The following is a 26,619-nucleotide window of genomic DNA, read 5'->3' as shown; positions in this document are numbered from 1 at the left end:
ACCACCCGGGTGTTGGATGCGGGTCATGGAGAACCGAACCCTCGGGAACAGCGGCACGTCCGTCTCCCACCTCGCCCTGGGCACCATGACGTTCGGCAGCGAGACCGACCGCGACGGCTCGTTCGAGCAGCTCGACACGTTCCTGGCCGCCGGCGGGACCCTCGTCGACACCGCCGACGTCTACTCCGACGGCACGTCGGAGGAGATCATCGGCGCCTGGCTCGCCGACCGTCCCGCAGACGTCACCGAACGGGTCGTCCTGGCCACGAAGGGACGTTTCCCGACCTCACCGGAACCCAACGGCGTCGGACTGTCCCGCCGCCACCTCACCCGCGCCCTCGACGCGTCGCTGCGCCGTCTCGGCGTCGAGACCGTCGACCTCTACCAGGTGCACGCCTGGGATCCGTGGACCCCGATCGAGGAGACCCTCGCGACGCTGGACTCCTTCGTCCGCGCCGGGAAGGTCCACCACGTCGGGTTGTCGAACTTCACCGGGTGGCAGCTGCAGAAGGCCGTCGACGTGGCCGACGCGGCGGGTTTCTCCCCGCCGGTCACCCTGCAGCCGCAGTACAACCTGCTGGTGCGCGAGATCGAGTGGGAGATCGTCCCGGCGGCCGAGGAGAACGGCCTGGGCCTGCTCCCCTGGTCACCGCTGGGCGGCGGCTGGTTGTCGGGCAAGTACACCCGGGACAACGCCCCCACCGGCGCGACCCGGCTCGGTGAGAACCCCGAGCGCGGGGTCGAGGCCTACGCCCGGCGCAACGCCCAGACCCGGACCTGGGCCGTCGTGGACGCGGTGCAGAAGGTGGCCGAGGACCGCGGAGCGACGATGGCCCAGGTCTCGCTGGCCTGGCTCGCGGCCCAGCCGGCCGTCAGCTCGGTGATCCTCGGGGCCCGCACGACGCAGCAGCTCACCGAGAACCTCGGCGCGGCCGACCTGGAGCTCGAGGCCGCGGAACTCGTCCTCCTCGACGAGGCCAGCGACCCCGAACCCGCGGACTACCCCTACGGCGGACCGGGTTCGACCCAGCGTTCCCGCAAGCTGCAGGGCGGTCGCTAGGAGATCAGTCCGACGGCGCGTGCGACTCCTGCACACCCTGCACGCCCGCGTCGTCGGCCTCCTCGGTCTCGGGAAGGGTCTTCCACCCCTCCTTGACCTCCGCAGTCAGTTCCTCGGACTTCTCCAGGTGCTCCTGGGCCGTGTCCTTCTGGTCGTCCTTCTGATCGTCCTTCTGGTCAGCCATCTCGTTCCCCTCTCAGCGGTCGTTCGGTTTGCGGTCGGCGGCCACGGCGTCGCGTGAACCCATGGGCTGCTCGGGGCCGACGGTGGTGTCCTTGTCGGTCTGCTTCTCGGCCTCGGCGTTGATCTCGGCGCCGAGCAGGATGGCGTAGCTCGTCAGCCACAACCACATGAGCAGGACGACGACCCCGGCCATCGACCCGTAGTTCTTCGCGTAGGACGACTGCCCGGCGGTGGAGACGTAGATCGAGAAGCCCGCCGAGACGATGAGCCAGAGGACCGTGGCGACCCCCGCACCGACCGAGACCCACTTGACGCGGGGCGAGTCGCGGTCGGGGGCGACGCGGTAGACGACGCCGAGCGCGATGAGGATCAGGGCGAGCAGCAGCACCCAGCGCAGCACGTTGACGACGATGCTGACGGCGCCGCTCGCACCGAGGGCGTCGACCAGGACGGGGGCGACGCCGATGAAGGCGATCGCCAGCAGCATGAAGACGATGGCCCCGATCGTGAGCACCAGGGCCGTGCCCTTGCGCTTGAGGAACCCGCGCGTCTCCTTCTCGTCGTAGGCGGTGTTGGTCGCCGCCATGAGGTTCTCGACGCCGCTGGAGGCGCTCCACAGGGCCAGGAGGACGGCGACGATCGCGGTGATGCCGGCCGCGGACTTGCCGGTGGCGACGGTCTTCACCTGCTCGGTGACCAGTTGTCGGGCCGCCTCCGGTACCGCCGAGATGCCGTTGATCTGGTCGGTGATGTTCTGGGTGTCGCCGAAGATCCCCCAGATCAGGAACGCGGCGGTGAGTGCCGGGAAGATCGCGAGGAAGGCCTTGAAGGCGACCCCGGCCGCCAGCAGCGGTACCTGGTCGTCCTTGGCCTCTCCCCACGCCCGTTTCGTCACGGCGAGCCACCCCTTCGCGGGGATCTGCTGCGGGGAGTCGGCGTTCTCGCCGTGCCGGTCGACCGACAAGTCGTCACGCTGGGTCGTCTTGCTCATGGTCACCAGGGTGCCCGTCGCACCTCCACTGCGCCCGTCGAGAGGAACACGAGCGCAACGGGTTTGCCGGGCAGCGAACTGGGTATGGAACGCCCCGGTCAGGCCGCCGAGGCCCTCCCGGCGACGAAGGAGGCCCAGAGGCCCGCGTAGTAGCCGCCTCGCTCCAGCAGTTCCTCGTGGCTGCCCTCTTCGACGACCCGGCCGAGGTCGAGCACGACGATGCGGTCGGCGCGGGCGGCGGTGGTCAACCGGTGGGCGACGACGATCGTGGTGCGTCGGCTCGCCGCGGCGTCGCTGGCGGCCGCGATGGCCGCCTCGGCCGCGGGGTCGAGCGCAGCGGTGGCCTCGTCGAGCAGCAGGACGTCGGGGTCGACGAGTTCGGCCCGGGCGAGCGCGACGAGCTGACGCTGACCGGTGGAGAGGTTGCGGCCGCGTTCGCCGACGACGAACCCGTACCCGCCCGGCAACGCCTCGATCACCCGGTCGGCGCCGACCGCGGCCGCGGCCGCTCGCACCTGCTCGGGGCTCGCCCCGGGCCGGGCGTAGGCGATCGCCTCGGCGACCGTGCCGTCGAAGAGGTACGCCTCCTGCGGGACGACGCCGAGCCGCTGCCGGAAACCTTCGAGGTCCAGCGAGCGCAGGTCGGTCCCGTCGACCAGGACCCGTCCGCCGGTCGGGTCGTAGAAGCGGGCGGCGAGCTTCACCACGGTCGACTTCCCCGCGCCGGTCTCCCCGACCAGGGCCACCGTCTCCCCCGCGCGGACGTGCAGGTCGAGGTCGGCCAGCGCCGGGTGCTCGGTGTTCTGGTAGTGGAACTGCACGCCCTCGAACCGCAGGTCCCCGCGCAGCCGGGTCACCGGGACCGGCTGCGCGGCGGGGACGACCGTGGTCGGCGTGCGGAGCAGGTCGCGCAGTCGACGCAACCCGACGGCGGCCTGCTGGTACCCGTCGAACACCTGCGACAACTGCTGGACCGGGGCGAAGAACAGGTCGACGTAGAGCAGGAACGCGACGAGGACGCCGAGCGAGACGCTCCCCTGGCGCACCAGGGAGGCACCGACGACGAGCACCAGCGCCGCCGTCACCTCGTTGAGGAACTGCACGAACGGGAAGTACGTGGCGATGTAGCGCTGGGCCCGGACCCGAGCGTCGCGGTAGGCCCACCCCTTGCGGTGGAACGCCGCGGTGTCCTCCTCGGTCCGCACGAAGGCCTGGGTGACGCGGACCCCCGCGACCGACTCCTGGAACTGGACGTTCACCGCGCTGATCCGTTCGCGGGCCTCGGTGTAGGCCGGACGGGACTTCGCCCGGAACACCAGCGTCGCGACGACGAGCACCGGGAGCACGCAGACGACGACGACCGCGAGTTCCGGGTCGAGGACGAGCATCGCGACGAACACCCCGACCAGCGACAGCAGGCTCACCAGGGCCTGGGCGACGCCGTTCTGCAGGAACGTCGACAGCGCGTCCACGTCGGTGGTCATCCGGGTCATGATCCGTCCGGCCTGCTCACGCTCGTAGTAGTCCAGCCCGAGCCGTTGCAGTTGCGCGAACGTCTTGAGCCGCAGGCTGAAGAGGATCCGCTCGCCGGTCCTCCCGGTCACCCGGCCCTGCCCGACGGTCACCAGCCAGTCCGCCGCGACGACGAACGCCGCGATGGCGGAGACCCACAGCAGCGCGCGCAGGTCGTCGGCCGCGACCCCCTGGTCGAGGCCGTCGCGGACCAGCTGGGGCAGGACCAGTTGCGCCGCGGCGTCGCCGGCCACGAGCAGCATGCCCGCGAGCAGCGCCCACCGGAACGGGCGCAGCAGGCGGCCCAGCCCGAACGCGGGTTCGTGCCGCTCCGCGGCGGCGACGTCGATGGCCGGCACGTCGCGCACGGGCGGCAGCGCGGCGATCCGGTCGAGCAGTGCCGCCGAGACGGGCAGACCCGCGTCGACGGCGGCGGCTACGGCGGAGCGACCGGTGCGCGGGGTCGGGACGGGAGAACCCTTCACGGGTGCCGCCGGCACGCGTTCGGGAGCGCTCGCCGGGGCCTCGTCGGTGTCGAAGAGGCGGCGGAAGACCGCGCTCCGTCCCTGCAGTTCCGCCTCGGTGCCCTCGTCGACGACGCGGCCACCGTCGAGCACGACGATCCGGTCGGCCAGGCGCAGCGTGGAGCGGCGGTGGGCCACGAGCAGCGTCGTGCGCCCCTCCTCGCGCGCGTCGGCCAGCGCGCCGAGGATGCGTTGCTCCACGGTCGGGTCGACCGCGGAGGTGGCGTCGTCGAGGACCAGCACGCGGGGGCGGGCCAGCAGCGCGCGGGCCAGGCCGATGCGCTGGCGCTGCCCACCGGAGAGGGTGAGCCCCTGCTCCCCGACGAGGGAGTCCCAGCCGTGGTCGAGGGCGTCGACGAAACCGTCGGCGGCCGCGGTGCTCAGCGCGAACCGGACCGCCGCGTCGCCGGCGTCGGGGACGGAGTAGGCGACGTTCGCGCGGACGGTGTCGGAGAAGAGGAACGTCTCCTCGAAGACCAGGCCGATCGCGGCCCGCAGCGCCCGCGGGTCGAGGTCGCGGACGTCGACCCCGCCGATGCGGACGCTGCCCGCGGCGACGTCGTAGAAGCGCGGCAGCAGGTTCGTGATCGTCGACTTCCCGGAACCGGCCGTCCCGACGAGGGCGACGGTGCCCCCGGCGGGGACGTGGAGGTCGACGTCGTGCAGGACGGTGCGGTCGTCGGTGAACCCGAAGCGCACCCCGGACAGTTCCACCGACAAGGGCCCGTCCGGCAGTTCCCGGGCCGGGGTGGTGCGGGGCGCGAGGACGTACGGACGGGTGTCGACGACCTGCAGGACGCGTTCGACCCCGGCGCGGGCCTGCTGGCCCACGGTGAGCAGACCGGCGAGCTGGCGCACCGGGGAGACGAGCTGGCCGAGGTAGGTCGAGAACGCCAGGAACGTCCCCACCGTGAGGTGACCGTTGAGCGCCAGCCACCCGCCGAAGAGCAGCACCCCGACCTGCCCCAGCGCCGGAACCGCCTGCAGCGCAGGCCCGTAGCGGGAGTTGTAGCGCACGACGCGCATCCGGTCGGTGAACAGGTCACCGACGATCCCCTCCAGGCGGCGCAGCTCCGCGGCCTCCTGCCCGAAACCCTTGACGACCCGCACCCCCGTCACGGCGGCCTCGACGTGGGCGGCGACCTCGGCCGCCCGGGCCTGGGCGGCGAAGTTCGCCGGGAACAGGTCCCGGCGGCTGCGGAACGCGATCCACCACAACGCCGGGCCGATCGCGAGCGCCACCAGGGTCAGCGGCGGGGACAGCGTGGCCATCACGACGAGGGAGACGACGAACAGGACGGCGTTGCCGGTGACGTTGGGCAGCCAGGCGAGCAGTCCCTGGACGAGCTGGACGTCGCTGATCGAGCGGCTGACGACCTGGCCGGTGGAGAGGCCGTCGAGCTGGCGCCCGTCCATCCGCTGCACCGCGGCGTGGACCTCGTTGCGCAGGTCGAACTGGACGTCCAGCGACAACCGCCCGGCGGTGAAGCGGCGCACGAAGCCGAGGGCGTAGACGATCACCCCGGCGAGGACGAGCAGCGCGGCCCACGGCCACAGGGCGGCCCCGGGGGTGCCGATGACGTCGTCGATCACGTGCCGAACGACCAGCGGGACCATCGCGGCGACGCCGTAGGAGACGACCGAGGAGCCGAAGGCGAGGAAGAGGTCGCGGCGGTGGGCCAGGCAGTGGCCGAGCAGCCGGCGGAACCAGCCGGAGGGCCGGGATCGTTCTGAGGGCACGAAGGACGACACTAACCCCGGGTGGAACAGCGTGCCGGTTCGCGGAGTTCCGGTGAGGGTGAGCGTTGCGCTGTCCGTCCTCGACCTCTCCCCCGTCTCCTCGGGCACGCCGGCCTCGCTGGCGTTGCGCCGCAGCGTGGACCTGGCGCGGGCGGCCGAGACGGCGGGCTACGTCCGCCACTGGGTCTCCGAGCACCACAACCTGAGCGCCGTCGGCAGCGCGGACCCGGTGGTGCTCATCGGCGCGATCGCGGCCGCGACGAGCACTCTGCGGGTGGGCGCGGGCGGGATCATGTTGCCCAACCACTCCCCGCTGGCCGTGGCGGAGTCCTTCCGGTCGCTGGAGGGTCTGCACCCGGGGCGCATCGACCTCGGCCTCGGCCGGGCGGTGGGGACGGACCCGCGCACGGCGCTGGCCCTGCAGCGTTCACGTCAGGCGCTGGCCCTGGACGACTTCGAGGAGCAGCTGGCCGAGCTGCACGGCTACGTCGACGGCTTCCCCGCGGGTCACCCCTTCGCCGGGATCCGGGCGCAGCCGGACGACGTGCCGCTGCCGCCGGTGTGGTTGCTGGGTTCCAGCGAGCACGGGTCGGCGGTCGCGGCCCGGTCGGGCACGGGCTACGCCTACGCCGGGCACTTCGGCTCGGTCTCCCCCGTCGAGGTGCTGCGCTCCTACCGGGAGGACTTCGTCCCCTCGCGGTACTGGCCGCGTCCGCACGCGGTGCTGACCCTCGCGGTGCTGGTCGCGGAGACGAGCGAGCGCGCGCAGGCGCTGGCGGCGGCGACGACCCTGGCGACGACCCGGCTGCGCCTGGGGATGCCGGGGCCGTTGCCGAGCCCGGAGGAGGCGGCGGCGCACCGCTGGACCCTCGCGGAGCGCAACATGGCGGGGCGGCTGGGGTCGAAGCTGGTGGCGGGCACGCCGGAGGAGGTCGTCCCCCGGTTGCTGGACGTCGTGGACCGCAGCGGGGCGGACGAGCTGATGGTCGTGACGCAGGTGCACGACCCGGCCGAACGGGTGCTCTCCTACGAGCTGCTGGCCCAGGAGTGGTCGCGCGTCACGCAGTCCGGTGAGGACGTGAGCCGAACGGGTGAACCCGTCTGACGCAGCTCAAGCACGCAGCGTCACGGCCGACGGAGAGGACATGATCAGCCTCACGAGCACCTGGGGCTCGGCGCTGGCCATCACCACGGCCACCCCCGAACCCACCGCGACCTCTGCCGCCGGCGAGCGTGACCAGCGCCGCGGGCGTCCCGCGATGGTCGTGCGTCGCCTGACCGCCACCGAGGACGAGATCGACCTCGGCCCCTCCGACGACCTGCACCCGGCGGGCCGGCTCGACATCTACCTCTGAACCTCGCGGAGCACGAGGTCGCGGAGCCCGCCGTGCTCGACGGTGAGCTCCAGCCAGGTGCCGGTGGGCATCCGCCGTCGGTCGGTGGGTGAGCCGGGGTTCAGCATCCGGGTCCCCGCGGGGGTCGTGGAGTCCCACGGGACGTGGCTGTGGCCGAAGATCAGCACGTCCAGCGAGCCGCCGTGGCGGGCGTCGCAGCGACGTTCCCGGCCCTCCTTCGCGCCCGTCTCGTGCACGACCCCGAACCGGACCCCGTCGACCTCGAAGGCGGCGAACTCGTCCAGGTGGGCGCGCACGTCCGCGCCGTCGTTGTTGCCGGCCACGCCCACGAGGGCGGCGGAGCGGGCGCGCAGGGCCAGCACCGTGGCCTCGTCGCACCAGTCCCCCGCGTGCACGACGAGGTCGGCGGACTCCACCGCGGCCCACACCGGCGCGGGCAGGTCCTTCGCCCGCGCCAGCAGGTGGGTGTCGGAGACGACGACGATCCGGGTGGCCATCAGCCGAGCTGGCGCACCCGGACGGTCTCGGGCAGCTCGCGCAACCGGCGACCGACCTCCTCGGAGGCGTGCGCGGCGATGTCGGTGACGACGTAGCCGAGGTCGCCGCGGGTCGCGAGCTGCTGACCCTCGATGTTGACCCCGGCGTCGGCGAGGACCTTGTTGATGGCCGCGAGCACGCCCGGGACGTTGCGGTGCAGGTGGGCCAGGCGCACCGTCTCGGGGGCCGTCTCGGTGTCCAGCGTCGGCAGGTTCACCGACAGCGCCGTCGTGCCGTGCAGGGCGTAGTCGCGCATCTTGGCCGCGACGAACCGCCCGATGTCCTCCTGCGCCTCCTCCGTGGACCCCGCCACGTGCGGGGTCAGGATGACGTTGGGCAGCCCGCGCAGGACGGAGTCGAACGACTGGCCGCTGCCCTTGGGCTCGGTGGGGAAGACGTCGAGGGCCGCCCCGGCGACGTGGCCGGACCGGACGTGCCGCGCGAGCGCCTCGTCGTCGACGACGAACCCGCGCGAGAGGTTGAGGAAGATCGAACCGGGACGCATCCGGGAGAACTCCGCCTCACCGAAGAACCCGGTGTTGGACCGGCGGCCGTCGACGTGCAGGCTGACGACGTCGGCGATCTCGAGGAGTTCGTGCAGGCTCCCGCAGCGTCGCGCGTTGCCCAGGGCGAGCTTGTCGGTGGTGTCGTAGAAGAAGACGCTCATGCCCAGCGCCTCGGCCACCACGGAGAGCTGGGAGCCGATGTTGCCGTAGCCGACGATGCCGAGGCGACGGCCGCGGACCTCGTGCGAACCCGCGGCCGACTTGTCCCACACGCCGTCGTGCATCGCCCGGTCCTTGACCGTGAGGCGGCGGGTGAGGGCGATGATCTCGGCGAGCGCGAGCTCCACGACGCTGCGGGTGTTGCTGTAGGGCGCGTTGAACACGGCGATGCCGTTCGCGGCAGCGGCGAAGAGGTCGATCTGGTTGGTGCCGATGCAGAAGGCGCCGACGGTGCGCAGGTCGGTGGCCGCCTCCAGGACCTTCGCGGTCACCTGCGTCTGGGAGCGGATCCCCAGCAGCGAGACCCCCTCGACGCGGCGGGCCAGCTCGGCCTCGTCGAGGGCACCGGACGTGGTCTCGACCTCCCAACCGGCCTCGGACAGCAGCGTCCGGGCGTCGGCGTGGATGTTCTCCAGCAGCAGCGCACGTCCGCGACGGACGGGTGCGAGGTCGGGGGCGGACACGGGTTCCTCCAACTGCGAGCGGGTGCGTGGGGGGCCAGTCTCCCGCACCCGCACCCGCGGGCCGAACACCGTGCGCCCGTGAGCGCCCGTGAGCGCCCGTGAGCGCCCGCGAACTCAGACCGCCGCGACGGCGTCGGCCACGGGGGCGTCGCCCCCGACCAGCTCGAGCACCCGCGTCGGCCCGTCCCCGTCGACGAGGCGGTCGAGCAGGGCCAGGCAGACGGCGGCGACGTCGGCCCGGGGGACCGCACCGCGCGCCACCGACGGGGCGAGCTGCACCCGACCCGTCGCGACGTCGTCGCTGAGCGCCCCCGGACGCAGCACACCCACCCGCAACCCGCTGCGCTGCAGCAGGTCCTCCTCAGCCGCCAGTTTGGCGCGGAGGTAGGCGAGGAACACCTCCCCGACCCCGTCGGGGGTGGCGCCGTCACGCACCTGCTCCACGCCCATCGAGGAGACCAGCAGGTAGGCCGGCACCGCGGCGCGCTCGGCGGCGTCGGCCAGCAGGACCGCCGCCCCGCGGTCGACGGTGTCCTTGCGCGACGCGCCGCTGTCCGGACCGGCTCCGGCGAGGAAGACCACTGCGTCGGCACCGGCGAGGTCGCCCGCGAGCGTGGCGGCGTCGAGGGTCTCCAGGTCGCGGACCAGGGCCTGCTCGCCGAGGGCCTCGAGGTCGCGCACGTGGTCGGGGTTGCGGACCAGGCCGACCACCTCGTCACCGCGGGACACGGCCGACCGGGCGAGCAGCAGGGCGATCTGTCCGTGACCTCCGGCGATGACGATGCGCATGCCCAGACCGTAGGCCAGAATCCTCCGGTGCCTTCCCCCACCACCTCCGTCCGCGCCCACCTGCGCCTGCGGGCCGATGCCCCCACCGCGGCCTCCACCCTCGTCGCGCTCGCCGACCGCCACGGGGTGGACCTGCTCTCCGAGACCCTCACCGTGACCGGTCCCGACGGCCCGGTGGAGGTCCGTGAACTCCGCTCGGGCGACGGCACCCGCCTGCACGAGTTCACCGTCCCCGCCGGGGCGAGCACGCTGGAGTACGCAGCCCAGGCCCGCACCTCGACGGGTCCCGACGCCACCCTCGGTGCCCTGGAACGGTGGGAGTTCACCCGGCCCAGCCGCTACTGCCCCTCGGACCGGCTGATCACGTTCGCGGCCGCGGAGTTCGGCCGCCTCGACGCCGGCCCCCGCCGGGAACTGCTGCCGGACCTGGTCGCGCGCTGGGTGTTCGACCACCTCGCCTACGTCAGCGGCTCCAGCCTGCCCACCGACGGGGCCCTGGAGACCCTCCTCGCCCGTCAGGGGGTGTGCCGCGACTTCACCCACCTCGTCGTGGCGGTGCTGCGCGCCCTCGACGTCCCGGCCCGGCTGTGCTCGGTCTACGCGCCGGGGTTGTCACCGATGGACTTCCACGCCGTCGTGGAGGCCGCTCCGGACGGGCGGTGGCAGGTCGTCGACGCGACCCGGCTGGCGCCGCGGGAGTCGTTGCTGCGGATCGCCTCCGGCCGCGACGCGGCGGACACGGCGTTCCTCACCACGGCCGGTCAGGTCGACCTGCAGGAGCTCTCGGTGGTCGCGGTCGTCGAGGGTGACCTGCCCCTCGACGACCACGCGCACCCGGTCGTGCTGCGCTGAGCGGGGCTCAGAGCTTCTCGGTCACCAGGGTGGCGGCGTCGGGGTAGACCTCGAGCCGCTCCTCGGGGATGGGTTCCCCCGAGACGATCGAGATCCCGTAGGTGCCGGCGTCCAGCCGCTTCAGGGCGTCCTCGACGCTGTCGAGGCGCCGACGGGCACCGTCGAGGAGGCCCTCGTTCTCGGCGGCCTGCTGCTCGTGCGCCCCGAGGTCACCCGTGTCCTGGCCGCCCTCGGCGGCGTCGGGGGTGCTGCCGGACTCCAACCGGGCCGTGAGGTCGTCGATGGTCGACTGCAGGTCGCGCTGCAGGCCCAGGAGGCGTTCGCGGGCGGTGTCGGTGTCCATGGTGGTGCTCCCAAGCGTCGACTGCGTGTTCGTGACGTCCGTTGATACCCCGTGCGGGCCCCTGGCGCAGCACGAGGTGACGAACCGCGGGGCCGGGTCCATGCTGAGCGGATGATCTCCGTCGACCTGGCCCTGCAACTGCGCAGCGCCGGCCTGCAGTGGCACCCCGCCTCCGGCGACCGCTTCGTCATCCCCCACCGCGACATGGACTCCGACGTCTTCACCCTCAGCGACATGACGATCGAGGTCCACGACCACCCGTCGGGCAAGATCATCGGGTTCAACGGAACCACCGAGTGGGCGCTGGACTCCGTGGACCAGCCCGAGGCGTGCTGGCTGCCCGCCGAGCACCAGCTCCGGGAGCTCCTGGGCGAGCGCTTCACCCGCCTCGAACGCCGCGACGTCGGCGACACGATCGTCCACCGGGTGCTGCTGCTGGACGAACGGGGCGCCGACGCCTTCGAGGCCGAGGACGCCGCCGAGGCCTACGGACGCGCTCTGCTGCACCACGTCTCGGGCACCGGCGGCGGCAGCGCCGGGACCTCCGACGCCGCCACCACCGCCTAGACCGGGTCCTCGCCGGGGTCGTCCTCGCGGCCGGCGAGGAACCGCTCGAACTCCTCACCGAGTTCGTCCGCGGTGGGCAGGAAGGCGCTCGCCGCTCCCGTGCCGCGGCCCTCGTCGCCGGAGGTGTCGTACTGCTGCTCCAGCGCCTGCACGACGGACGCGGCGTCGGCGGACTCGGCGACCTGGCGGTCGACCTCGACCCGCGTCTGCGAGGCGGCCTCGAGCAGGGACTCCACGGAGGCGGCGACCCCCGTCGCCCCGGACAGCGTCCGGACCAGCACCGCGGCGGCGTCGGGGTAGTCGTTGCCCGCGAGGTAGTGCGGCACGTGGGCCAGCACGGAGAGCACGTCACGCCCGTGCTGGGAACCCCGCAGGTGCAGCAGCGCCGAGGCGTGACCGGGGACCTGGGCCTCGACGTCCCAGGTGCGGAAGCCGTCGAGCAGTTCGGGCCGACTGGCGCTGGCCGTCACCCCGGCGGGACGGGTGTGCGGCACGGCCGTGGGCGCCGCCGACAGCACGATCGTCAGTCCGACCCCCAGCTCGTCCGCGAGCTGCCAGACGGCGGTGGTGAACCGTTCCCACTGCACGTCGGGCTCGGGGCCGCTCAGCAGCAGCAGCGAGGAACCCTCCTCGTCGTGGACCCGGTGGACCTGCAGGCGGGGCGGCTCGTAGTCGAGCCAGTTCTGGCCGCCGAAGGTCATGGTGGGTCGCCGGGCGCGGTAGTCGTGGAGCTGGTCGACGTCGAAGGTGGCCACGAGCTCGTGGCGACAGGTCGCCAGGAGGTGCTCGACGCTCAGGCGGACCGCGTTGCCCGCGTCGATGAATCCGTTCAACGCCACGACGAGCGGAGGTTCCACCAGGGCGGGGCGTTCGCCCTCGTAGCTGTACAGGGAACCGGGATCGAGCATCCCCCCATCATCCCCGTCCTCGACGTGGGACTCGACACGGGTCAGCCGCGGGCGGGCACCGTCTCGACGGGGGGCAGCGGCGACGCGGCGCGCTGGGCCCGCAGCCGGTCGATCGCCGACTCGAAGTCGGAGAGGGAGTCGAAGGCCTGGTAGACGGACGCGAACCGCAGGTAGGCGACCTCGTCGAGCTCCTGCAGGAAGGGCAACGTCGCGAGGCCCACCTGGTGGGCGTCGATCTCGGCGGCACCCTGGGCGCGGACGGCTTCCTCGACGCGGTGGGCGAGCAACGCGATGTCGTCCTCGCTCACCGGCCGACCCTGGCAGGCCTTGCGCACTCCGCTGGCGATCTTGGCACGGCTGAACGGCTCCGGCGCACCGGAACGCTTGATGACCGCGAGGCTCGCCGTCTCGACCGTGGAGAAGCGCTTCGAGCAGTTCGGACACTGCCGCCGACGACGGATCGAGCTGCCGTCGTCGGTCGTGCGGGAATCGACGACACGAGAGTCCTCGTGCCGACAGAACGGGCAGTGCACCCCGACTTCCTCCCCCGAGACCGGACGACAGCTCTGGTCCAGGATCGACCGTACGTCGTGACCGACGCACGGAGCAACCGGGCGCACCACGATCAGCCCTGTTCGGGCATCGTCAGCTGTTGTCCGGTCTGCAGGGTCATGGACGGGAGGGCGTTGAGCTGGACGATCTCACCGGCCACCTCGCGCCAGTCCGCACCCGGGGACCACTGACCGGCGATCTGCGACAGGGTCTGGCCGGGGAGGACCGTCAGGACCGCGGCCGGGGGTGCGGAGGTGCGCTCCACCCCGGCCGAGGCGCTGGAGAGCGCACCCGTCACGGCGACGACGGCACCGGTGAGCAGCGTGGCGGCTGTGCAGGTCACCACGAGACGGCCCCGTCGGGTCAGGCGCAGCGTGCGGGCGGGGCGCCGCGGCGGGGCGACGGGCCGGGCGGTGGCGCAGCGCGGACGGACGACGGCGATGCTGCGGCGGGCAGGGCGGAGCGGGCGTGCGACGACGGGCAGGGCGAGGGCGGTGGCGCTCACGAGCAGAGACCTCCAACGAGTGGCGCACCGTCGAACGGGTGTTCGACCGTGCGCGTCTGTTCTACCACCGTTCGAACGGGGGCGCGCAACCCCCGCGTTCCCGGGGGTGACGTCGACAGACGCTGCCACCGGCCTCCGACACGTGCGCTGACCTGCGCGAACGCTCCGGGGGCCGAGGGTCAGGACGCGAAGCGCCGTGCGCTGCGTTCCTTCGCCCGGGCGGCCTCGACCTCCCGGTCCCTGGGCGGCGCCGTCGTCACCAGGTCCTCGAGCAGGTGCTGCGTCGCGTGCGCGACCGCGGTCACCGCCCGGTCGAACGCCTCCTGGTTGCGCACCGACGGCCGGGTCGACCCGGCCACCTTGCGCACGTACTGCAGCGCCGCGGCCTGGACCTCCTCCGCCGTGGCGGGCGGCTCGAAGTTGTGCAGCTGACGGATGTTGCGACACATGCGCACCACGCTAGGCACCGGGACCACGACGCACAACGGACTCCCAGCCTCCTCCCGGCGCACCTCAGGACCCCGGCCGTGCCGCCGATGGACACGACGACCTCACCCGCCTGCTCCGCCCTGCGCCCTCGGCACGTTCCCCACCCCGCGCCGCGCGAGAACCCTCTGGAAGGCCCAGCCATGAAGGCACTGCGCGATCTGAACGTCGCCCCCAAGCTCTTCGCCGGCTTCGGCGTCGTCTGCCTCCTGCTGGCCGTCGTCGTCGCCGTCGGCCTCAACCGCCTCGGCTCCTCGCAGGCCAACCTGGACACCGTCTCCTCCAGCGGCGTGGCCTCGGTGCAGACGCTGGGCGAGGTCCGCACCTCCTTCCTCACCCTGCGGATGGACATCGTCAACGCCGCGATCAACGACGACCCGAAGGCCACCGAGGCGTCGCTGACCAAGATGGGCGAGGACGACACGGCCTACGACCAGGCGTGGAGCGCCTACCAGGCCTCCAGCCCGGCCACCCCGGCCGCGGACCGGGCCCGGATCGAAGACCTCGTCAAGCAGTACCGCGCGGCGCGGGTCGAGCTCGTGACCCTGGTCCGCAACAACGACCGTGCCGGCTTCGTCGCCCGGCGCAGCACCACGACGACCCCCGTCACCGACCAGCTGCTGCCGCTGCTGGCCACCGCGGCCAAGCACGAGAAGGACGCCGCGGCCGCCATGGCCACCGCCGGCTCCGCCGACTACCACGCCGCCGTCGTGATGCTGCTGGTCATCGGCGCGGTCGCCCTCGCGATCGCCGCCGTCGTCGCCGTCGTCATCTCCCGCTCCATCGCCCGCCCCCTGGCTCGCACCCTCACCGTCGTCCAGGGCCTCGCCGACGGCCGCCTCGACCAGCGCGTCGGCTCCACCACCACCGACGAGGTCGGCCGCGTCGGTGCCGCCCTCGACGTGACCATGGACCGCCTCAACACCACCATGCGCCGCATCTCCGACTCCGCCGCCACCCTCGCCGGCTCCTCCGAGGAACTCACCACCGTCGCCACCCAGCTCTCCTCCGGCGCCGAGGAATCCGCCACCCAGACCCAGGTCGTCTCCGCCGCCACCGAGGAGATCTCCGCCAACATCGGCACCGTCGCCGCGGCCGGGGAGGAGATGACCGCCGCGATCCGCGAGATCGCCACCTCCACCGCCGAGGCCTCCTCGGTCTCCGCCGACGCCGTCTCCAGCGCGTCGCAGGCCTCGGAGATCCTGGACCGCCTCTCCGCCTCCTCCCGCGAGATCGGCGACGTCGTCAAACTCATCACCTCCATCGCCGAGCAGACCAACCTCCTCGCCCTCAACGCCACCATCGAAGCCGCCCGCGCGGGGGAGATGGGCAAGGGCTTCGCCGTCGTCGCCGGAGAGGTGAAGGAACTGGCCCAGCAGACCGCCCGGGCCACCGAGTCCATCACCACCCGGGTGGCGGCCACCCAGGCTGACGCGACCGAGGCCGCGTTCGCCATCAGCGGCATCAGTGAGGTCATCGCCCGCATCGACGGCCTGCAGGCCACCATCGCCGCGGCGGTGGAGGAGCAGTCCGCGACGACGTCGGAGATGGTGCGCAACGTCACCGAGGTGTCCTCGGGGAGTCAGGAGATCGCGCTGAACATCTCCGGCATCGCCGCCGCGGCGGACCAGACCACGGCGGGGGCGACTCACACGGCCACCACCGCCGGCGAGGTCTCCCGCACCGCCAACGAACTCAGCGAGCTCGTCAGCCACTTCACCCTCGCCTGATCCGCCCCGCCTCCGGACCCACCGGCGCCGTCCCGCACCCCGCGGGGCGGCGTCGTCCGGTGGTGCCCCGACACGCCGGTTCGAACACGTGTTTGATCCTCGCCCCCCGGATGACTACCGTGACGTGGATCGGACCCCAGGACGGGGCCCGGTCGTACGACTCACGCGGAACGACAGGGAGAGTGACGTGGCCGACGTGCTGGACGGATCCGGCGACACCGGACAGGTGGCGCCGATGGCCTCGGTCCACCACTTCCCCGACGGTCCCTACGGCCGCGACGGACTCACCCACCGCCAGCGTCGGGTGCTCGCCGCCATCCAGGAGTGCGTCGAGCAGCGGGGTTACCCGCCGAGCATGCGCGAGATCGGCCAGGCCGTCGGCCTCACCAGCCCCAGCAGCGTTGCGCACCAGGTGAAGACCCTCGAGAAGCTGGGCTACCTGCGCAAGGACCCGCGCCGTCCGCGGACGCTCGAGGTCGTCTCGCCGGCGTCGGCCCGCGGCACCATCGACGGGTTCGAGGCCACCGCGGCCGACGGCCGCCCGCGTCCGCGCTACGTCCCGGTCGTCGGCCGGATCGCCGCCGGTGGCCCGATCCTCGCCGAGGAGCTGGTCGAGGACGTCTTCGCGCTCCCCGCGCAGCTCGTCGGCGCCGGCGAGCACTTCATGCTCAGGGTCGTCGGGGAGTCGATGATCGACGCCGCCATCTGCGACGGCGACTGGGTGGTCGTGCGCCAGCAGCCGACGGCCGAGAACGGCGACGTCGTGGCCGCCATGATCGACGGCGAGGCGACGGTGAAGGTGCTGCAGCGCAAGGACGGTCACGTCCAGCTGATGCCCCGCAACCCCCTCTTCGCCCCGATCGACGGCGACGAGGCGACGATCCTCGGCAAGGTCACGGCCGTGCTGCGAAGCCTCTGAGCGAGGTCACCAGTTCGACGGCCGCCTCGATCGCCAACCGGGGCGAGGTGAGGACCGGCACGTGCAGGTCGCGCAGCAACGGCGCCGCGTCGACCATGCTCGCCTGAGCCAGGACGACGACGTCCACGGGCGGGTCGAGCGCCCGCACCTGGGTCCGGACGGCCTCCGCGACCCCGGTCGTGTAGGTCAGGACGTCACCGGACTCGAAGGACGACCAGGTGTCCGGGCAGCGGACCTCGATCAGCTGCACGGCCCGACCGGTGGTCTCCGCGCACTCGCGCAGCAGCGGCAGCACGGTCGCCGCGGCCTCGTCCAGCGAGCTCACGACGGCGATCCGCCGCCCGGCCAGGACGGCGGCCTCGGCCATCGGGCGGTCGACCCGGACGACGCGCAGACCCATCTCGGCACCGACGGACTTGGCCGTGGGGCCGACGGTCGAGCAGGTGCACACGACGACGTCCGCGCCCTCCCCCACCAGCCGGCGCAACCGGTCCGCCAGCGCCGGACGGACGCTGTCGATCCCGTGGTCCCGCGCCGTGGTGAGCAGGCCCGTGTCGACGAGGTGGCGGTCGGCGACGGTGTCGTCCCGCTCGTTCAGGAGATCGCGGAAGGCGCGCACGTGGGCGTGCGCGGTGTGCAGGAAGCCGACGGTGGCCACCTCACGAGCATGCCACCCCGGACGCACGGCGTCAGCCACCGCTACCCAGACGCCGCAACGCCTCCAGCACGGTCGGGGTCGAGGTGGTGGACCAGAAGTCGGGCAGGCTGTCGCGCAGGAACCCGCCGTAGCGGGCCGTCGCGAGCCGCGAGTCGAGCACCGCGACGACACCGCGGTCACCGGTGGCCCGGATCAACCGCCCCGCCCCCTGGGCCAGGCGCACCGCGGCGTGGGCCGCCGAGACGGACACGAACCCGTTGCCGCCGGCCGCGTCGACGGCCCGCGCGCGGGCCGACATCAGCGGGTCGTCGGGTCGGGGGAAGGGGATGCGGTCGATGACGACGAGGGAACAGCTGGGTCCCGGCACGTCGACGCCCTGCCACAGCGACATCGTCCCGAACAGCGAGGTCGCGGGATCGTCGGTGAAGTCCCGGACGAGCTTGGGCAACCGGTCGTCGCCCTGGCAGAGGATCGGGGTCCCCAGCCGCTTGCGCAGCGCCTCGGCGGCCTCCTCGGCTCCCTTGCGACTGGAGAACAGCCCGAGGGTCCGTCCCCCGGCCGCCTCGACCAGTGCGGCGAGCTCGTCGTAGACGGCGTCGGTGGAACCCGCCCGACCCGGCGGCGGCAGGTGCCGGGCGACGTAGAGGATCCCCTGCTTCGGGTAGTCGAAGGGGCTGCCCACGTCGACCCCCGTCCACGGCGTCTTCGAGCCCTTCTCCCCCTTGAGGCCGAAGGCGCCCGCGACGGGGTCGAAGGAACCGCCGAGGGTGAGTGTCGCCGAGGTCGCGACGACGGTGCGTTCGGCGAACAGCTTCTCCCGCAGCAGACCCGCCACCGACAGGGGCGCGATGTGCAGGGACGGCGCACGGGAGGCCGGGCCGAAGCCCGCGGTCACCCAGGCGACGTCGTAGCTGTCCTGGGCGGCCCGGCCGACGTCCTCCGCGAGGCGCTCGGCGACGGAGAACACGTCCTGGACCGCCGCCCGGGCCAGGTGACGCGCCCCGCGGGACTCGGCGTCCTCCTCCTTGCCCTGCCCCTCGGAGGCGTCCTTGAGGTCGCTCAGCGCGGTCCGGGCCGCGTCCCGGACGGCGACGACGGCGTCGGCGAGCTGGTCCGGCCAGCGGTCCAGACGCCCGGGGGGCGCGTCCTCCAGGGCGGCCTCGAGGGCGATCGCCGCGTCGTCGAGGTGCTCCGAGACGATCCCGGCGGAACGGCGCAGCCGACGCGAGGCCGCGTGCAGCACCGAGGCGGACAGCTCCGCCGTCGCGACCGCCGTCACCCGGTCGGCCAGCTCGTGGGCCTCGTCGACGACGAGGACGTCGTGCTCGGGCAGCAGCTGGCCCCCGCTCTCGAGGGCGTCGATGGCCGTCATGGCGTGGTTGGTGACGACGACGTCGACGGTGCGCGCGCGGGCCCGGACCCGTTCGGAGAAGCACTCGGCCGCGACCGGGCAGCGCTGGGACCCCAGGCACTCGCGGGCGGAGACCGAGACCTGCTTCCAGGCCCGGTCGCTGACCCCGGGGTCGAGCTCGTCGCGGTCGCCGCTCGTGGTCGTCTCCGCCCACTCGCGCAACCGGACGACCTCGCGGCCCAGCCGGCCGTCAGCTCCGGCGGAGGAGTCGGTGGTGGGCGCGGCGATGTCGAAGAGCGCGCCCTCGTCGGTGGGGAAGCCGCCGTCGATCTTGTTGCGGCAGAGGTAGTTGGACCGCCCCTTGAGGAGCTCCCAGGTGGGTTCGCGGTGCAGCTGCGGGGCGATCGCCGCGGCCAGGCGCGGCAGGTCGCGCTCCACGACCTGGGCCTGCAGGGCGAGCGTGGCCGTCGTGATGACCACGCGGCGGTCGGCGTGCACGGCGTGCGCGACGGCGGGCACGAGGTAGGCCATCGACTTGCCGGTACCGGTGCCGGCCTGGACGAGCAGGTGGCGACGGGTGCGGATCGCGTCGGTGACGGCCTGGGCCATCCGCGCCTGCCCCTCGCGGCGCTGACCGCCGAGGGCGTCGACGACGACGTCGAGCAGGTGGGCGGCTTCGGGACCCTCGACCTCGGTGGTGGCGTCGGCGCTGGTCTCGGCGGGGGTGTCGGTCGAAGCGCTCACGGGACCATCCTCCCCCGAGCCGGACCGGCTGACGGTCACCGTCCACAGCGCGTCGCGGTGGCGACGCGCTGTGGACGGTGCGGTGTCGCACCGCGGGCTAGGCGGTGCGGGACAGCTTGTACTGCTCGAGCTCGGCCGCGAGTCGCGGCCGCACTCGGGCCAGCATCCGGGTCCCCTCGGCGGTGTGCTCCTCGGAGAGCACCTGGCCGGTGGTGTGGACCCGGTTGACCAGCTCACCGCGGTCGTAGGGCACGACCACGTCCATCTCCACGTCGGGCACCGGCAGCATCGAGGAGACGCGGGCGAGGAGCTCCTCGATCCCCTCCCCGGTGCGCGCCGAGACCGCGATGGAGTTCTTCTCCTTGCGCAGCAGGCGCTGCAGGACCTCGGGGTCGGCCACGTCGGCCTTGTTGATGGCGACGAGCTCCGGGACGTCCCGCGCGTCCACGTCCGCGAGGACGCTGCGCACGGCGGCGAGCTGGCCCTCCGGGTCGGGGTGCGACCCGTCGACGACGTGCAGTACGAGGTCGGACTCCGCCACCTCCTCCAGCGTCGAGCGGAAGGCCTCGACGAGCTGGTGCGGCAGCGAACGGACGAACCCGACGGTGTCGGCCAGCGTGTACGGCCGCCCCTCGGGCGTCTGGGCCCGCCGGACCGTGGGGTCCAGCGTCGCGAACAGGGCGTTCTCGACGAGGACACCCGCTCCGGTGAGCCGGTTCAGCAGCGAGGACTTCCCCGCGTTGGTGTAGCCGGCGATGGACACCGACGGCACCGCACGAGCGTGGCGCAGCGAGCGCTTCTCGTCGCGCGCCGTCCCCATGCCCTTGATCTCGCGGCGCAGCTTGGCCATCCGGTTGCGGATGCGGCGACGGTCCAGCTCGATCTTCGTCTCACCGGGACCACGGGAACCGATCCCCGCACCACCGGCGACCCGACCACCGGCCTGGCGCGACATCGACTCACCCCAACCGCGCAGGCGCGGGAGCAGGTACTCGAGCTGGGCGAGCTCGACCTGCGCCTTGCCCTCCCGGCTCTTGGCGTGCTGGGCGAAGATGTCGAGGATGACGGCCGTCCGGTCGACGACCTTCACCTTGACGATGTCCTCGAGACCACGACGCTGCGAGGCGGACAGCTCACCGTCGCAGATGACGGTGTCGGCCCCCTCCGCGGCGACGAGGTCGGCGAGCGCCGCGGCCTTGCCGGAGCCGAGGTAGGTCGCGACGTCGGGGGTGGCCCGGCGCTGCATGACGCCCGCGAGGACGTCGGACCCGGCGGTGGCGGCGAGGGCGGAGAGCTCCTGCAGCGAGACCTCGGCCTCGGCCCGGTTGGAGTCCGCGCTGGACCAGACGCCCGCGAGGACGACCCGTTCCAGTCGCAGCTGCCGGTACTCGACCTCGGTGACGTCGGTGAGCTCGGTGGAGAGACCTGCGGCCCGGCGCAGGGCCCGGCGGTCGGCGAGGTCGAGCTGCTCGCCGTCGAAGCTGGAGTGCTCGTCCGTCTCCTCCGCCGGCGCGTCCCCGTTGTCACCGCCAGGGCCATCGTGTCCCCGCAGGATCCGGGCGATGGCCCGGTCGAACTCGCGGTCGCGTTCGCTGGTGGTGTCTTCGGGTTCCGCGGACTCCGGTGTCGCGGAAGCGGGACGGTGGTTCATGGACCTCCTCGGTCGTTGCGGTGCGCCACGTCGGGTGGCACACCCAGCGTGACACTCAACGGTGCGAGCGGCGAGGCTATTTCAACCCGTACCCTCTCGGGCGTGTCCCCCGAGCACTACTTCTCCGCCCAGCCCGCGACCGCCGACGAACGGCGTGAGCTCGACGTGTGGCTGGCCGGGCGCGAGCTGAGCGTCACCACGGCGCGCGGGGTGTTCAGCGCGGACCACGTCGACCAGGGCACGTCCGTCCTGCTGCCGCTGATCCAGGACGACGACGCCCCCGGGGACGTCCTCGACCTCGGCTGCGGGTGGGGCCCGATCGCGCTGTCGCTGGCCCTGCAGCGCCCCCACCAGGTGGTGCACGCCGTGGACGTCAACGAGCGGGCCCTGGACCTGGTGCGGCTGAACGCCTCGCACCTCGGGGTGACGGTGCGGGCGAGCCTGCCCGACGACGTCGACCCGGACCTGCGGTTCACCGAGATCTGGTCGAACCCGCCGATCCGCGTCGGCAAGGAGGCGCTGCACGAGCTGCTGCTGCGCTGGCTGCCGCGCCTGGCCCCCGGTGGGGTCGCGCACCTGGTGGTGCAGAAGAACCTCGGCTCGGACTCGCTGCACGCGTGGCTGGGGTCCGGGGTGCTGCCCGGGACGAGCACGACCCGCACGACGACGTCGAAGGGGTTCCGCGTCCTGTCGCTCAGGTCGTCAGGCTGAGGGAGAGCACGCCGGTCGCCACGAGCTCGGCCGGTCCGGACAGCCAGACCGTGCCGCCGGTGAGGGTGGAGTCGGCGCCGACGGTGACGACGAGCGTTCCGCCCGGGACGTCGACGCGCCACACGGCGGGCGCGCCCTCGCCGGCCCAGGCCCGGACGGCGAGCGCCGCCGCGCAGGCGCCCGTGCCGCAGGAGCGGGTCTCCCCCGAGCCGCGTTCGTGCACGCGCATGGTGATCTCGGCGATGTCGGGCACGTCGTCGCCGGTGATGTCGAAGGCGGTGAGCGGGACGACGAGTTCGACGTTGGTGCCCTGCGCCGGGACGGGCTCCACCACGGGGGCCGAGGTGAGGTCGGCGGCGGCGAGCTCGTCCTGCTCGGCGAGCGCGACGACGGTGTGCGGGTTGCCGAGGTCCACGGAGAGCGCGGGACGGGCGACCCCGTCGAGGCCGGCGATGTGGACGAGGGCGTCGGCACCGCGGTTCAGCGCCCGTTCGCCGCCGGTCAGCTTCCAGGCGCCCATGTCGGCGGTCCACTGGCCGTCGAGCTCACGGCGCAGCCGCTTGACCCCCGCCCGGGTCGCGACGTCGAACCAGCGTCCGTCGCCCGCGTCGGCCGGCAGCAGACCGTTGTGCAGCAGGAACTCCGCGAAGACGCGGATCCCGTTGCCGCACATCTCCGCGATCGAGCCGTCGCTGTTGCGGTAGTCCATGAACCACGCGGCCGCCCCGGAGGGGTCGCGGACGGCCCGGATCAGGCCGTCGGCACCGATCCCGGCGCGGCGGTCGCAGATCGCGGCGACGAGGGCGGGGCTCGGGTCCCACGAACCGTCGGGGTCGGCGACCAGGACGAAGTCGTTCTCGGTGCCGTGGCCCTTGGTGAAGGCCAGTCCCTCTCGCGGTTCGCTCACGCGGGCGATGCTACGGGGAGCAGCTGCAGCACCCGGCGGGCGAGGTCGACCGGGTCGGCCCCGTCGGGGGCCTCCAGCCAGTGCACCCGGGGGTCGCGACGGAACCAGGACTCCTGCTTGCGGGCGAAGCGGCGGGTGAGTCGTGCCGTGAGCTCGCGGGCCTCGTCCTCGGTGGTCTTCCCGTCGAAGGCGTCGAGGACCTGCGCGTAGCCCAGCGCCCGGCCGGCGGTCAGCCCGTCCCGCAACCCCCGCCCCTCCAGCGCGCGGACCTCCTCGACGAGTCCGGCGGCCCACATCCGCTCGACACGGGCGTCGATGCGGGCGTCGAGCTGCTCCCGCGGGACGGCGAGGCCGATCTGCAGGGCGGGTTCGAGGTAGGTCTGCTCGGGCAGGGACGCGGCGAAGGGCCGGCCGGTGATCTCGCCGACCTCCAGGGCCCGCACGATCCGTCGGCCGTTGCCGGGCAGGATCTTCGCCGCGGCGTCGGGATCGCGGTCGGCGAGGCGGGCGTGCAGGGTGTGCGGGCCGAGGGCCTCGAGCTCGGCCTCCCAGCGGGCACGGACGACGGGGTCGGTGCCGGGGAAGCGCAGGTCGTCCAGGGCGGCCCGGACGTAGAGGCCGGAGCCGCCGACGAGCACGGGGACGTGACCGCGGTCGCGGACCTGCGCGAAGGTGTCCCGCGCCTGCCCCTGGTACGTCGCGACCTCGGCGGTCTGGGTGACGTCGAGGACGTCGAGCAGGTGGTGGCGCACACCCTGCATCTCGGCCCCGGTGAGCTTCGCGGTACCGATGTCCATCCCGCGGTAGAGCTGCATGGCGTCGGCGTTGACGACCTCCCCGCCGCTCTCGAGGAGCTGGGCCAGCGCGACCCCGACGTCGGACTTGCCCGAGGCGGTGGGACCGGTGATCGCGATCAGGGGAACGTTCGACTGGCCCACGCGGTCATGGTGTCAGAGGGTGGGTGGATGGGAACCATGGACTTCCTCAAGGGCAAGATCACCGAGGCCACCGAGCAGGCCAAGGACGTCGCCGAACAGGCGCTCCACAAGGCCGGCGGGTTCGCGGCCGAGCACTCGGGCAAGGCCGAGGGGGCCATCGGCAAGGCCGGTGAGTTCGTGAACGCCCGGACCGACGGCAAGTACGCCGACAAGGTCGGCAAGGTCAGCGACCTCGCGCGCAAGGGGGTCGACCGGGCCGCCGACCAGGCGCCGCCGTCGTCGCTGCCCAACGGCGGCACCCCGATGAGCGGGGGGACGAGTTCGGTCGGGACCCCGATGACCGGGCCCGTGCGATGACCATCCCCACCCCGCCGCTGCCCACGCCGACCCCGCCGAGCCCGGTCCCGCAGCCGGGCACGCCGGGGGAACCGATCCCGGACCCGGCACCGATGCCGCTGCCCGAACCGGAACCCTCGGCCCCGCCGGCGAAGTAGCTCAGCGCACCCGCAGGCTGGGAAGCCCCAGGCTGACCGGCCGCGGACCCGTCTCCTCGGGTTCCGGCCGGGCCTGGCGGGACTCCCACGCGTCCCCCGCCCGGGTGCGGCGGACGGCGAAACCACGCAGCTCGTCGGCCTCGAGGTAGTGCGGGGCACCGCGCGTGACGGTGACCGTCGCGACGTCGCCCGGTCGTGGTGCCTGCGTCCCCTCCGGCAGCGCGAAGTGCACGAGGCGGTTGTCCGGGGCGCGACCCGAGAGCCGTTGCGTCGCAGCGTCCTTGCGGCCCTCACCCTCGGCGACGAGGACCTCGAGGGTGCGTCCCGCCTGGGCCTGGTTGTCCTCGTAGGTGATCCGGTCCTGCAGGGCCGTGAGGCGTTCGTAGCGTTCCTGCACGACCTTCTTGGGGATCTGGTCGCCCATCGTCGCGGCCGGGGTTCCCGGTCGCGGCGAGTACTGGAAGGTGAAGGCGCTGGAGAAGCGAGCCTGCTCGACGACGTGCAGCGTCTGCTCGAAGTCCTCCTCCGTCTCCCCCGGGAACCCGACGATGATGTCGGTGGTGATCGCGGCGTCGGGGATCTTGGCCCGGACCCCGTCGATGATCCCGAGGAAGCGGGACTGGCGGTAGGAGCGGCGCATCGCCTTGAGCACGCGGTCGGAACCGGACTGCAGCGGCATGTGCAGGCTCGGCATGACGTTCGGCGTCTCCGCCATCGCGTCGATCACGTCGTCGGTGAAGCTCGAGGGGTGCGGGCTGGTGAAGCGAACCCGTTCCAGGCCCTCGATCCCGCCCGTGGCCCGCAGCAGCTTGCCGAAGGCGAGCTTGTCGCCGAACTCGACGCCGTAGGTGTTCACGTTCTGACCCAGCAGGGTGACCTCGAGGACCCCCTCACCCACGAGGGCCTCGATCTCGGCGAGGACGTCGCCGGGGCGGCGGTCCTTCTCCTTGCCGCGCAGAGCCGGGACGATGCAGAACGTGCAGGTGTTGTTGCACCCCACCGAGATGCTGACCCAGGCCGCGTAGGGCGACTCGCGCCGGGTGGGCAGCGTGGAGGGGAAGACGTCGAGGGACTCCAGGATCTCGACCTGGGCCTCGGCGTTGTGCCGGGCCCGCTCCAGCAGCACCGGCAGCGCGCCGACGTTGTGGGTGCCGAAGACGACGTCGACCCAGGGCGCCTTGCGGACGATCTCGCCGCGGTCCTTCTGCGCCAGGCAGCCGCCGACCGCGATCTGCATCCCCGGGCGACGTTCCTTCACCGGGGCGAGGTGGCCGAGGTTGCCGTAGAGCTTGTTGTCCGCGTTCTCACGCACCGCGCAGGTGTTGAAGACGACGACGTCGGGCTCGACCGGCGCAGCGCCGGCCTCGTCGAAGCGCACGTAGCCGGCGTCCTCCAGCAGCCCCGACAACCGCTCCGAGTCGTGGACGTTCATCTGACAGCCGAACGTGCGCACCTGGTACGTGCGGGCGGGGCTGGGCTGGGTTTCCGTCGTCGTGCTCATCACGCCTCAGTCTAGGTCTCCGTCCAGGTGACGCGTGGCGCGTCGACCGGGGTCACTTTCGGATCACGATGTCGCCGCCGCGGTGCGGGATCTGTGGGCAGACTGCGCGCCTCCTGTACGGTCCAGCCGCATGAGTGACCACGTGCAGGCCCCTCAACCGTCACCGCGCCCGTCCGGACGCCGCCCTCTCGTCGTCCTCGAGGGGGTGCAGAAGCACTTCGGCGCCCTGCACGTGCTGAAGAGCATCGACCTGACGGTCGCCGAGGGCGAGGTCGTCGTGGTCATCGGACCCTCCGGGTCCGGCAAGTCGACGCTGTGCCGCACGATCAACCGGCTCGAGACCGTCGACTCCGGCCGCATCACCATCGACGGCAAGGACATCCCGGCCGAGGGGAAGGACCTCGCCCGGCTGCGCGCGGACGTCGGGATGGTCTTCCAGTCCTTCAACCTCTTCGCCCACAAGACGGTGAAGGAGAACGTGACCCTCGGTCCGGTGAAGGTGCGGGGGAAGTCCGCCGCCGAGGCGGGCAAGCGCGCCGACGAACTCCTCGAGCGGGTTGGCCTGGCCAGCCAGGGCCCGAAGTACCCGGCCCAGCTGTCCGGTGGCCAGCAGCAGCGCGTGGCGATCGCCCGCGCCCTGGCCATGGACCCCAAGGTCATGCTCTTCGACGAGCCCACCTCGGCGCTCGACCCCGAGATGATCAACGAGGTCCTCGACGTCATGACCGGTCTGGCCAAGGACGGCATGACCATGGTCGTCGTCACCCACGAGATGGGTTTCGCCCGTCGGGCCGCGGACCGCGTCGTGTTCATGGCCGACGGCGCGATCCTCGAGGACACCGATCCCGAGACCTTCTTCACCGCGCCGAAGCACGAACGCGCCCAGGACTTCCTCTCGAAGATCCTCACCCACTGATGAGCA

The 26,619-nt window shown here is 72.8% G+C and carries 28 protein-coding genes; 11 read left to right on the top strand and 17 right to left on the bottom strand.

Annotated elements, in window-relative coordinates:
• The first annotated feature begins 25 nt into the window (after window positions 1-25).
• The gene (locus SJY07_RS22800; RefSeq protein WP_328291949.1) at window positions 26-1,060 is read left to right on the top strand and encodes an aldo/keto reductase; all 1,035 of its coding nucleotides are present in this window, start codon (window positions 26-28) and stop codon (window positions 1,058-1,060) included.
• 4 nt (window positions 1,061-1,064) lie between these two features.
• On the opposite strand, the gene SJY07_RS22795 is transcribed toward SJY07_RS22800, so the two are convergent.
• The 3 genes from SJY07_RS22795 to SJY07_RS22785 form a co-directional block, all read right to left on the bottom strand.
• A complete protein-coding gene (locus SJY07_RS22795; RefSeq protein ID WP_380161656.1) occupies window positions 1,065-1,244 on the bottom strand; it encodes a hypothetical protein in 180 nt (59 codons plus the stop codon).
• Window positions 1,245-1,256: 12 nt separating this feature from the next.
• Window positions 1,257-2,234 (bottom strand): YihY/virulence factor BrkB family protein, encoded by a 978-nt coding sequence (locus SJY07_RS22790; protein WP_380161655.1) that lies wholly within the window; start codon window positions 2,232-2,234, stop codon window positions 1,257-1,259.
• A 98-nt stretch (window positions 2,235-2,332) separates the two neighbouring features.
• Window positions 2,333-6,010 carry an ABC transporter ATP-binding protein gene (locus tag SJY07_RS22785; protein WP_380161654.1) on the bottom strand — a complete coding sequence of 1,226 codons (3,678 nt, stop codon included), beginning with the start codon at window positions 6,008-6,010 and terminating at the stop codon, window positions 2,333-2,335.
• Window positions 6,011-6,068: 58 nt separating this feature from the next.
• On the opposite strand from SJY07_RS22785, the gene SJY07_RS22780 reads away from it, so the two are divergent.
• Both SJY07_RS22780 and SJY07_RS22775 read left to right on the top strand, forming a co-directional pair.
• Window positions 6,069-7,115 carry an LLM class flavin-dependent oxidoreductase gene (locus tag SJY07_RS22780; RefSeq protein ID WP_380161653.1) on the top strand — a complete coding sequence of 349 codons (1,047 nt, stop codon included), beginning with the start codon at window positions 6,069-6,071 and terminating at the stop codon, window positions 7,113-7,115.
• A 40-nt stretch (window positions 7,116-7,155) separates the two neighbouring features.
• The gene (locus SJY07_RS22775; RefSeq protein ID WP_380161652.1) at window positions 7,156-7,365 is read left to right on the top strand and encodes a hypothetical protein; all 210 of its coding nucleotides are present in this window, start codon (window positions 7,156-7,158) and stop codon (window positions 7,363-7,365) included.
• Here the strand turns inward: SJY07_RS22775 and SJY07_RS22770 are convergent.
• The 3 genes from SJY07_RS22770 to SJY07_RS22760 all read right to left on the bottom strand — a co-directional run bounded on the left by SJY07_RS22770 (window position 7,356) and on the right by SJY07_RS22760 (window position 9,880).
• The gene (locus SJY07_RS22770; protein WP_380161651.1) at window positions 7,356-7,862 is read right to left on the bottom strand and encodes a metallophosphoesterase family protein; all 507 of its coding nucleotides are present in this window, start codon (window positions 7,860-7,862) and stop codon (window positions 7,356-7,358) included. The two genes, SJY07_RS22775 and SJY07_RS22770, sit on opposite strands and share 10 nt — an antisense overlap.
• Window positions 7,862-9,091, bottom strand: coding sequence for a phosphoglycerate dehydrogenase (gene serA, locus SJY07_RS22765; protein WP_328291956.1), 1,230 nt, complete (start codon window positions 9,089-9,091; stop codon window positions 7,862-7,864). The genes SJY07_RS22770 and serA overlap by 1 nt, the downstream gene beginning before the upstream one ends.
• Before the next feature lie 114 nt (window positions 9,092-9,205).
• Window positions 9,206-9,880, bottom strand: a complete 675-nt coding sequence (locus SJY07_RS22760; protein ID WP_380161650.1) for an NAD(P)H-binding protein — start codon at window positions 9,878-9,880, stop codon at window positions 9,206-9,208.
• A gap of 27 nt (window positions 9,881-9,907) precedes the next feature.
• Between SJY07_RS22760 and SJY07_RS22755 the strand changes: the two genes are divergently transcribed.
• On the top strand, window positions 9,908-10,732 hold the full coding sequence (locus SJY07_RS22755) for a transglutaminase family protein (RefSeq protein WP_328291958.1): 825 nt from the start codon (window positions 9,908-9,910) through the stop codon (window positions 10,730-10,732).
• Window positions 10,733-10,739: 7 nt separating this feature from the next.
• Here the strand turns inward: SJY07_RS22755 and SJY07_RS22750 are convergent, their stop codons facing one another.
• Window positions 10,740-11,075 carry a TraR/DksA family transcriptional regulator gene (locus tag SJY07_RS22750; protein ID WP_380161649.1) on the bottom strand — a complete coding sequence of 112 codons (336 nt, stop codon included), beginning with the start codon at window positions 11,073-11,075 and terminating at the stop codon, window positions 10,740-10,742.
• 111 nt (window positions 11,076-11,186) lie between these two features.
• On the opposite strand from SJY07_RS22750, the gene SJY07_RS22745 reads away from it, so the two are divergent.
• Window positions 11,187-11,642, top strand: coding sequence for a pilus assembly protein CpaE (locus SJY07_RS22745; protein WP_380161648.1), 456 nt, complete (start codon window positions 11,187-11,189; stop codon window positions 11,640-11,642).
• Here SJY07_RS22745 and SJY07_RS22740 read toward each other — a convergent pair.
• The 4 genes from SJY07_RS22740 to SJY07_RS22725 all read right to left on the bottom strand — a co-directional run bounded on the left by SJY07_RS22740 (window position 11,639) and on the right by SJY07_RS22725 (window position 14,056).
• Window positions 11,639-12,550, bottom strand: a complete 912-nt coding sequence (locus SJY07_RS22740; protein WP_380161647.1) for a proteasome assembly chaperone family protein — start codon at window positions 12,548-12,550, stop codon at window positions 11,639-11,641. The two genes, SJY07_RS22745 and SJY07_RS22740, sit on opposite strands and share 4 nt — an antisense overlap.
• Before the next feature lie 41 nt (window positions 12,551-12,591).
• Entirely contained in the window at window positions 12,592-13,083 is a 492-nt protein-coding gene (nrdR, locus tag SJY07_RS22735; RefSeq protein ID WP_328291962.1) for a transcriptional regulator NrdR, read from the bottom strand.
• 92 nt (window positions 13,084-13,175) lie between these two features.
• On the bottom strand, window positions 13,176-13,607 hold the full coding sequence (locus tag SJY07_RS22730) for a hypothetical protein (RefSeq protein WP_380161646.1): 432 nt from the start codon (window positions 13,605-13,607) through the stop codon (window positions 13,176-13,178).
• 179 nt (window positions 13,608-13,786) lie between these two features.
• On the bottom strand, window positions 13,787-14,056 hold the full coding sequence (locus tag SJY07_RS22725) for a DUF2277 domain-containing protein (RefSeq protein WP_380161645.1): 270 nt from the start codon (window positions 14,054-14,056) through the stop codon (window positions 13,787-13,789).
• Window positions 14,057-14,236: 180 nt separating this feature from the next.
• Here SJY07_RS22725 and SJY07_RS22720 point away from each other — a divergent pair, with 180 nt between their 5' ends.
• Window positions 14,237-15,823 carry a methyl-accepting chemotaxis protein gene (locus SJY07_RS22720; protein WP_380161644.1) on the top strand — a complete coding sequence of 529 codons (1,587 nt, stop codon included), beginning with the start codon at window positions 14,237-14,239 and terminating at the stop codon, window positions 15,821-15,823.
• Window positions 15,824-16,010: 187 nt separating this feature from the next.
• Window positions 16,011-16,742 (top strand): transcriptional repressor LexA, encoded by a 732-nt coding sequence (gene lexA, locus SJY07_RS22715; RefSeq protein ID WP_380161643.1) that lies wholly within the window; start codon window positions 16,011-16,013, stop codon window positions 16,740-16,742.
• On the opposite strand, the gene SJY07_RS22710 is transcribed toward lexA, so the two are convergent.
• From SJY07_RS22710 to hflX, 3 genes are all read right to left on the bottom strand, one after another.
• Entirely contained in the window at window positions 16,717-17,400 is a 684-nt protein-coding gene (locus SJY07_RS22710; protein WP_380161642.1) for an aspartate/glutamate racemase family protein, read from the bottom strand. The genes lexA and SJY07_RS22710 overlap by 26 nt on opposite strands.
• 31 nt (window positions 17,401-17,431) lie before the next feature.
• Complete coding sequence (locus tag SJY07_RS22705; protein WP_380161641.1) at window positions 17,432-19,495, bottom strand: ATP-dependent DNA helicase; 2,064 nt, start codon at window positions 19,493-19,495, stop codon at window positions 17,432-17,434.
• Window positions 19,496-19,592: 97 nt separating this feature from the next.
• Entirely contained in the window at window positions 19,593-21,146 is a 1,554-nt protein-coding gene (gene hflX, locus SJY07_RS22700) for a GTPase HflX (protein ID WP_380161640.1), read from the bottom strand.
• A gap of 102 nt (window positions 21,147-21,248) precedes the next feature.
• Between hflX and SJY07_RS22695 the strand changes: the two genes are divergently transcribed.
• Window positions 21,249-21,857: a class I SAM-dependent methyltransferase gene (locus tag SJY07_RS22695; protein ID WP_380161639.1), complete on the top strand. Its 609-nt coding sequence runs from the start codon at window positions 21,249-21,251 to the stop codon at window positions 21,855-21,857.
• Here the strand turns inward: SJY07_RS22695 and dapF are convergent.
• Both dapF and miaA read right to left on the bottom strand, forming a co-directional pair.
• Entirely contained in the window at window positions 21,841-22,764 is a 924-nt protein-coding gene (dapF, locus tag SJY07_RS22690) for a diaminopimelate epimerase (protein WP_380161638.1), read from the bottom strand. The two genes, SJY07_RS22695 and dapF, sit on opposite strands and share 17 nt — an antisense overlap.
• On the bottom strand, window positions 22,761-23,702 hold the full coding sequence (miaA, locus tag SJY07_RS22685; protein ID WP_380161637.1) for a tRNA (adenosine(37)-N6)-dimethylallyltransferase MiaA: 942 nt from the start codon (window positions 23,700-23,702) through the stop codon (window positions 22,761-22,763). Before miaA ends, dapF begins: the two co-directional genes overlap by 4 nt.
• 27 nt (window positions 23,703-23,729) lie before the next feature.
• On the opposite strand from miaA, the gene SJY07_RS22680 reads away from it, so the two are divergent.
• A complete protein-coding gene (locus SJY07_RS22680) occupies window positions 23,730-24,059 on the top strand; it encodes an antitoxin (protein ID WP_380161636.1) in 330 nt (109 codons plus the stop codon).
• Window positions 24,056-24,196 (top strand): hypothetical protein, encoded by a 141-nt coding sequence (locus SJY07_RS22675; RefSeq protein WP_380161635.1) that lies wholly within the window; start codon window positions 24,056-24,058, stop codon window positions 24,194-24,196. Before SJY07_RS22680 ends, SJY07_RS22675 begins: the two co-directional genes overlap by 4 nt.
• Window position 24,197: 1 nt before the next feature.
• Here SJY07_RS22675 and miaB read toward each other — a convergent pair whose 3' ends face one another.
• Complete coding sequence (gene miaB / locus SJY07_RS22670) at window positions 24,198-25,697, bottom strand: tRNA (N6-isopentenyl adenosine(37)-C2)-methylthiotransferase MiaB (protein ID WP_328291975.1); 1,500 nt, start codon at window positions 25,695-25,697, stop codon at window positions 24,198-24,200.
• A 130-nt stretch (window positions 25,698-25,827) separates the two neighbouring features.
• On the opposite strand from miaB, the gene SJY07_RS22665 reads away from it, so the two are divergent.
• Complete coding sequence (locus SJY07_RS22665) at window positions 25,828-26,613, top strand: amino acid ABC transporter ATP-binding protein (protein WP_380161634.1); 786 nt, start codon at window positions 25,828-25,830, stop codon at window positions 26,611-26,613.
• The last annotated feature ends 6 nt before the right edge of the window (window positions 26,614-26,619 follow it).

Origin of the sequence: Kineococcus sp. R86509 (genome assembly GCF_042466365.1) — a bacterium.
GTDB lineage: Bacteria > Actinomycetota > Actinomycetes > Actinomycetales > Kineococcaceae > Kineococcus.
This window is presented reverse-complemented; position numbering and strand designations above follow the sequence as displayed.

What these genes read in the sequence shown, in the direction of transcription:
- SJY07_RS22800 (WP_328291949.1), top strand. Translation starts at nt 26, where the DNA reads ATGGAGAACCGAACCCTCGGGAACAGCGGCACGTCCGTCTCCCACCTC.
- SJY07_RS22750 (WP_380161649.1), bottom strand. Translation starts at nt 11,075, where the DNA reads ATGGACACCGACACCGCCCGCGAACGCCTCCTGGGCCTGCAGCGCGAC.
- SJY07_RS22775 (WP_380161652.1), top strand. Translation starts at nt 7,156, where the DNA reads ATGATCAGCCTCACGAGCACCTGGGGCTCGGCGCTGGCCATCACCACG.
- SJY07_RS22675 (WP_380161635.1), top strand. Translation starts at nt 24,056, where the DNA reads ATGACCATCCCCACCCCGCCGCTGCCCACGCCGACCCCGCCGAGCCCG.
- miaB (WP_328291975.1), bottom strand. Translation starts at nt 25,697, where the DNA reads ATGAGCACGACGACGGAAACCCAGCCCAGCCCCGCCCGCACGTACCAG.
- SJY07_RS22725 (WP_380161645.1), bottom strand. Translation starts at nt 14,056, where the DNA reads ATGTGTCGCAACATCCGTCAGCTGCACAACTTCGAGCCGCCCGCCACG.
- hflX (WP_380161640.1), bottom strand. Translation starts at nt 21,146, where the DNA reads ATGAACCACCGTCCCGCTTCCGCGACACCGGAGTCCGCGGAACCCGAA.
- SJY07_RS22720 (WP_380161644.1), top strand. Translation starts at nt 14,237, where the DNA reads ATGAAGGCACTGCGCGATCTGAACGTCGCCCCCAAGCTCTTCGCCGGC.
- SJY07_RS22740 (WP_380161647.1), bottom strand. Translation starts at nt 12,550, where the DNA reads ATGCTCGATCCCGGTTCCCTGTACAGCTACGAGGGCGAACGCCCCGCC.
- SJY07_RS22745 (WP_380161648.1), top strand. Translation starts at nt 11,187, where the DNA reads ATGATCTCCGTCGACCTGGCCCTGCAACTGCGCAGCGCCGGCCTGCAG.
- SJY07_RS22680 (WP_380161636.1), top strand. Translation starts at nt 23,730, where the DNA reads ATGGGAACCATGGACTTCCTCAAGGGCAAGATCACCGAGGCCACCGAG.
- SJY07_RS22770 (WP_380161651.1), bottom strand. Translation starts at nt 7,862, where the DNA reads ATGGCCACCCGGATCGTCGTCGTCTCCGACACCCACCTGCTGGCGCGG.
- SJY07_RS22795 (WP_380161656.1), bottom strand. Translation starts at nt 1,244, where the DNA reads ATGGCTGACCAGAAGGACGATCAGAAGGACGACCAGAAGGACACGGCC.
- SJY07_RS22790 (WP_380161655.1), bottom strand. Translation starts at nt 2,234, where the DNA reads ATGAGCAAGACGACCCAGCGTGACGACTTGTCGGTCGACCGGCACGGC.
- SJY07_RS22760 (WP_380161650.1), bottom strand. Translation starts at nt 9,880, where the DNA reads ATGCGCATCGTCATCGCCGGAGGTCACGGACAGATCGCCCTGCTGCTC.
- SJY07_RS22665 (WP_380161634.1), top strand. Translation starts at nt 25,828, where the DNA reads ATGAGTGACCACGTGCAGGCCCCTCAACCGTCACCGCGCCCGTCCGGA.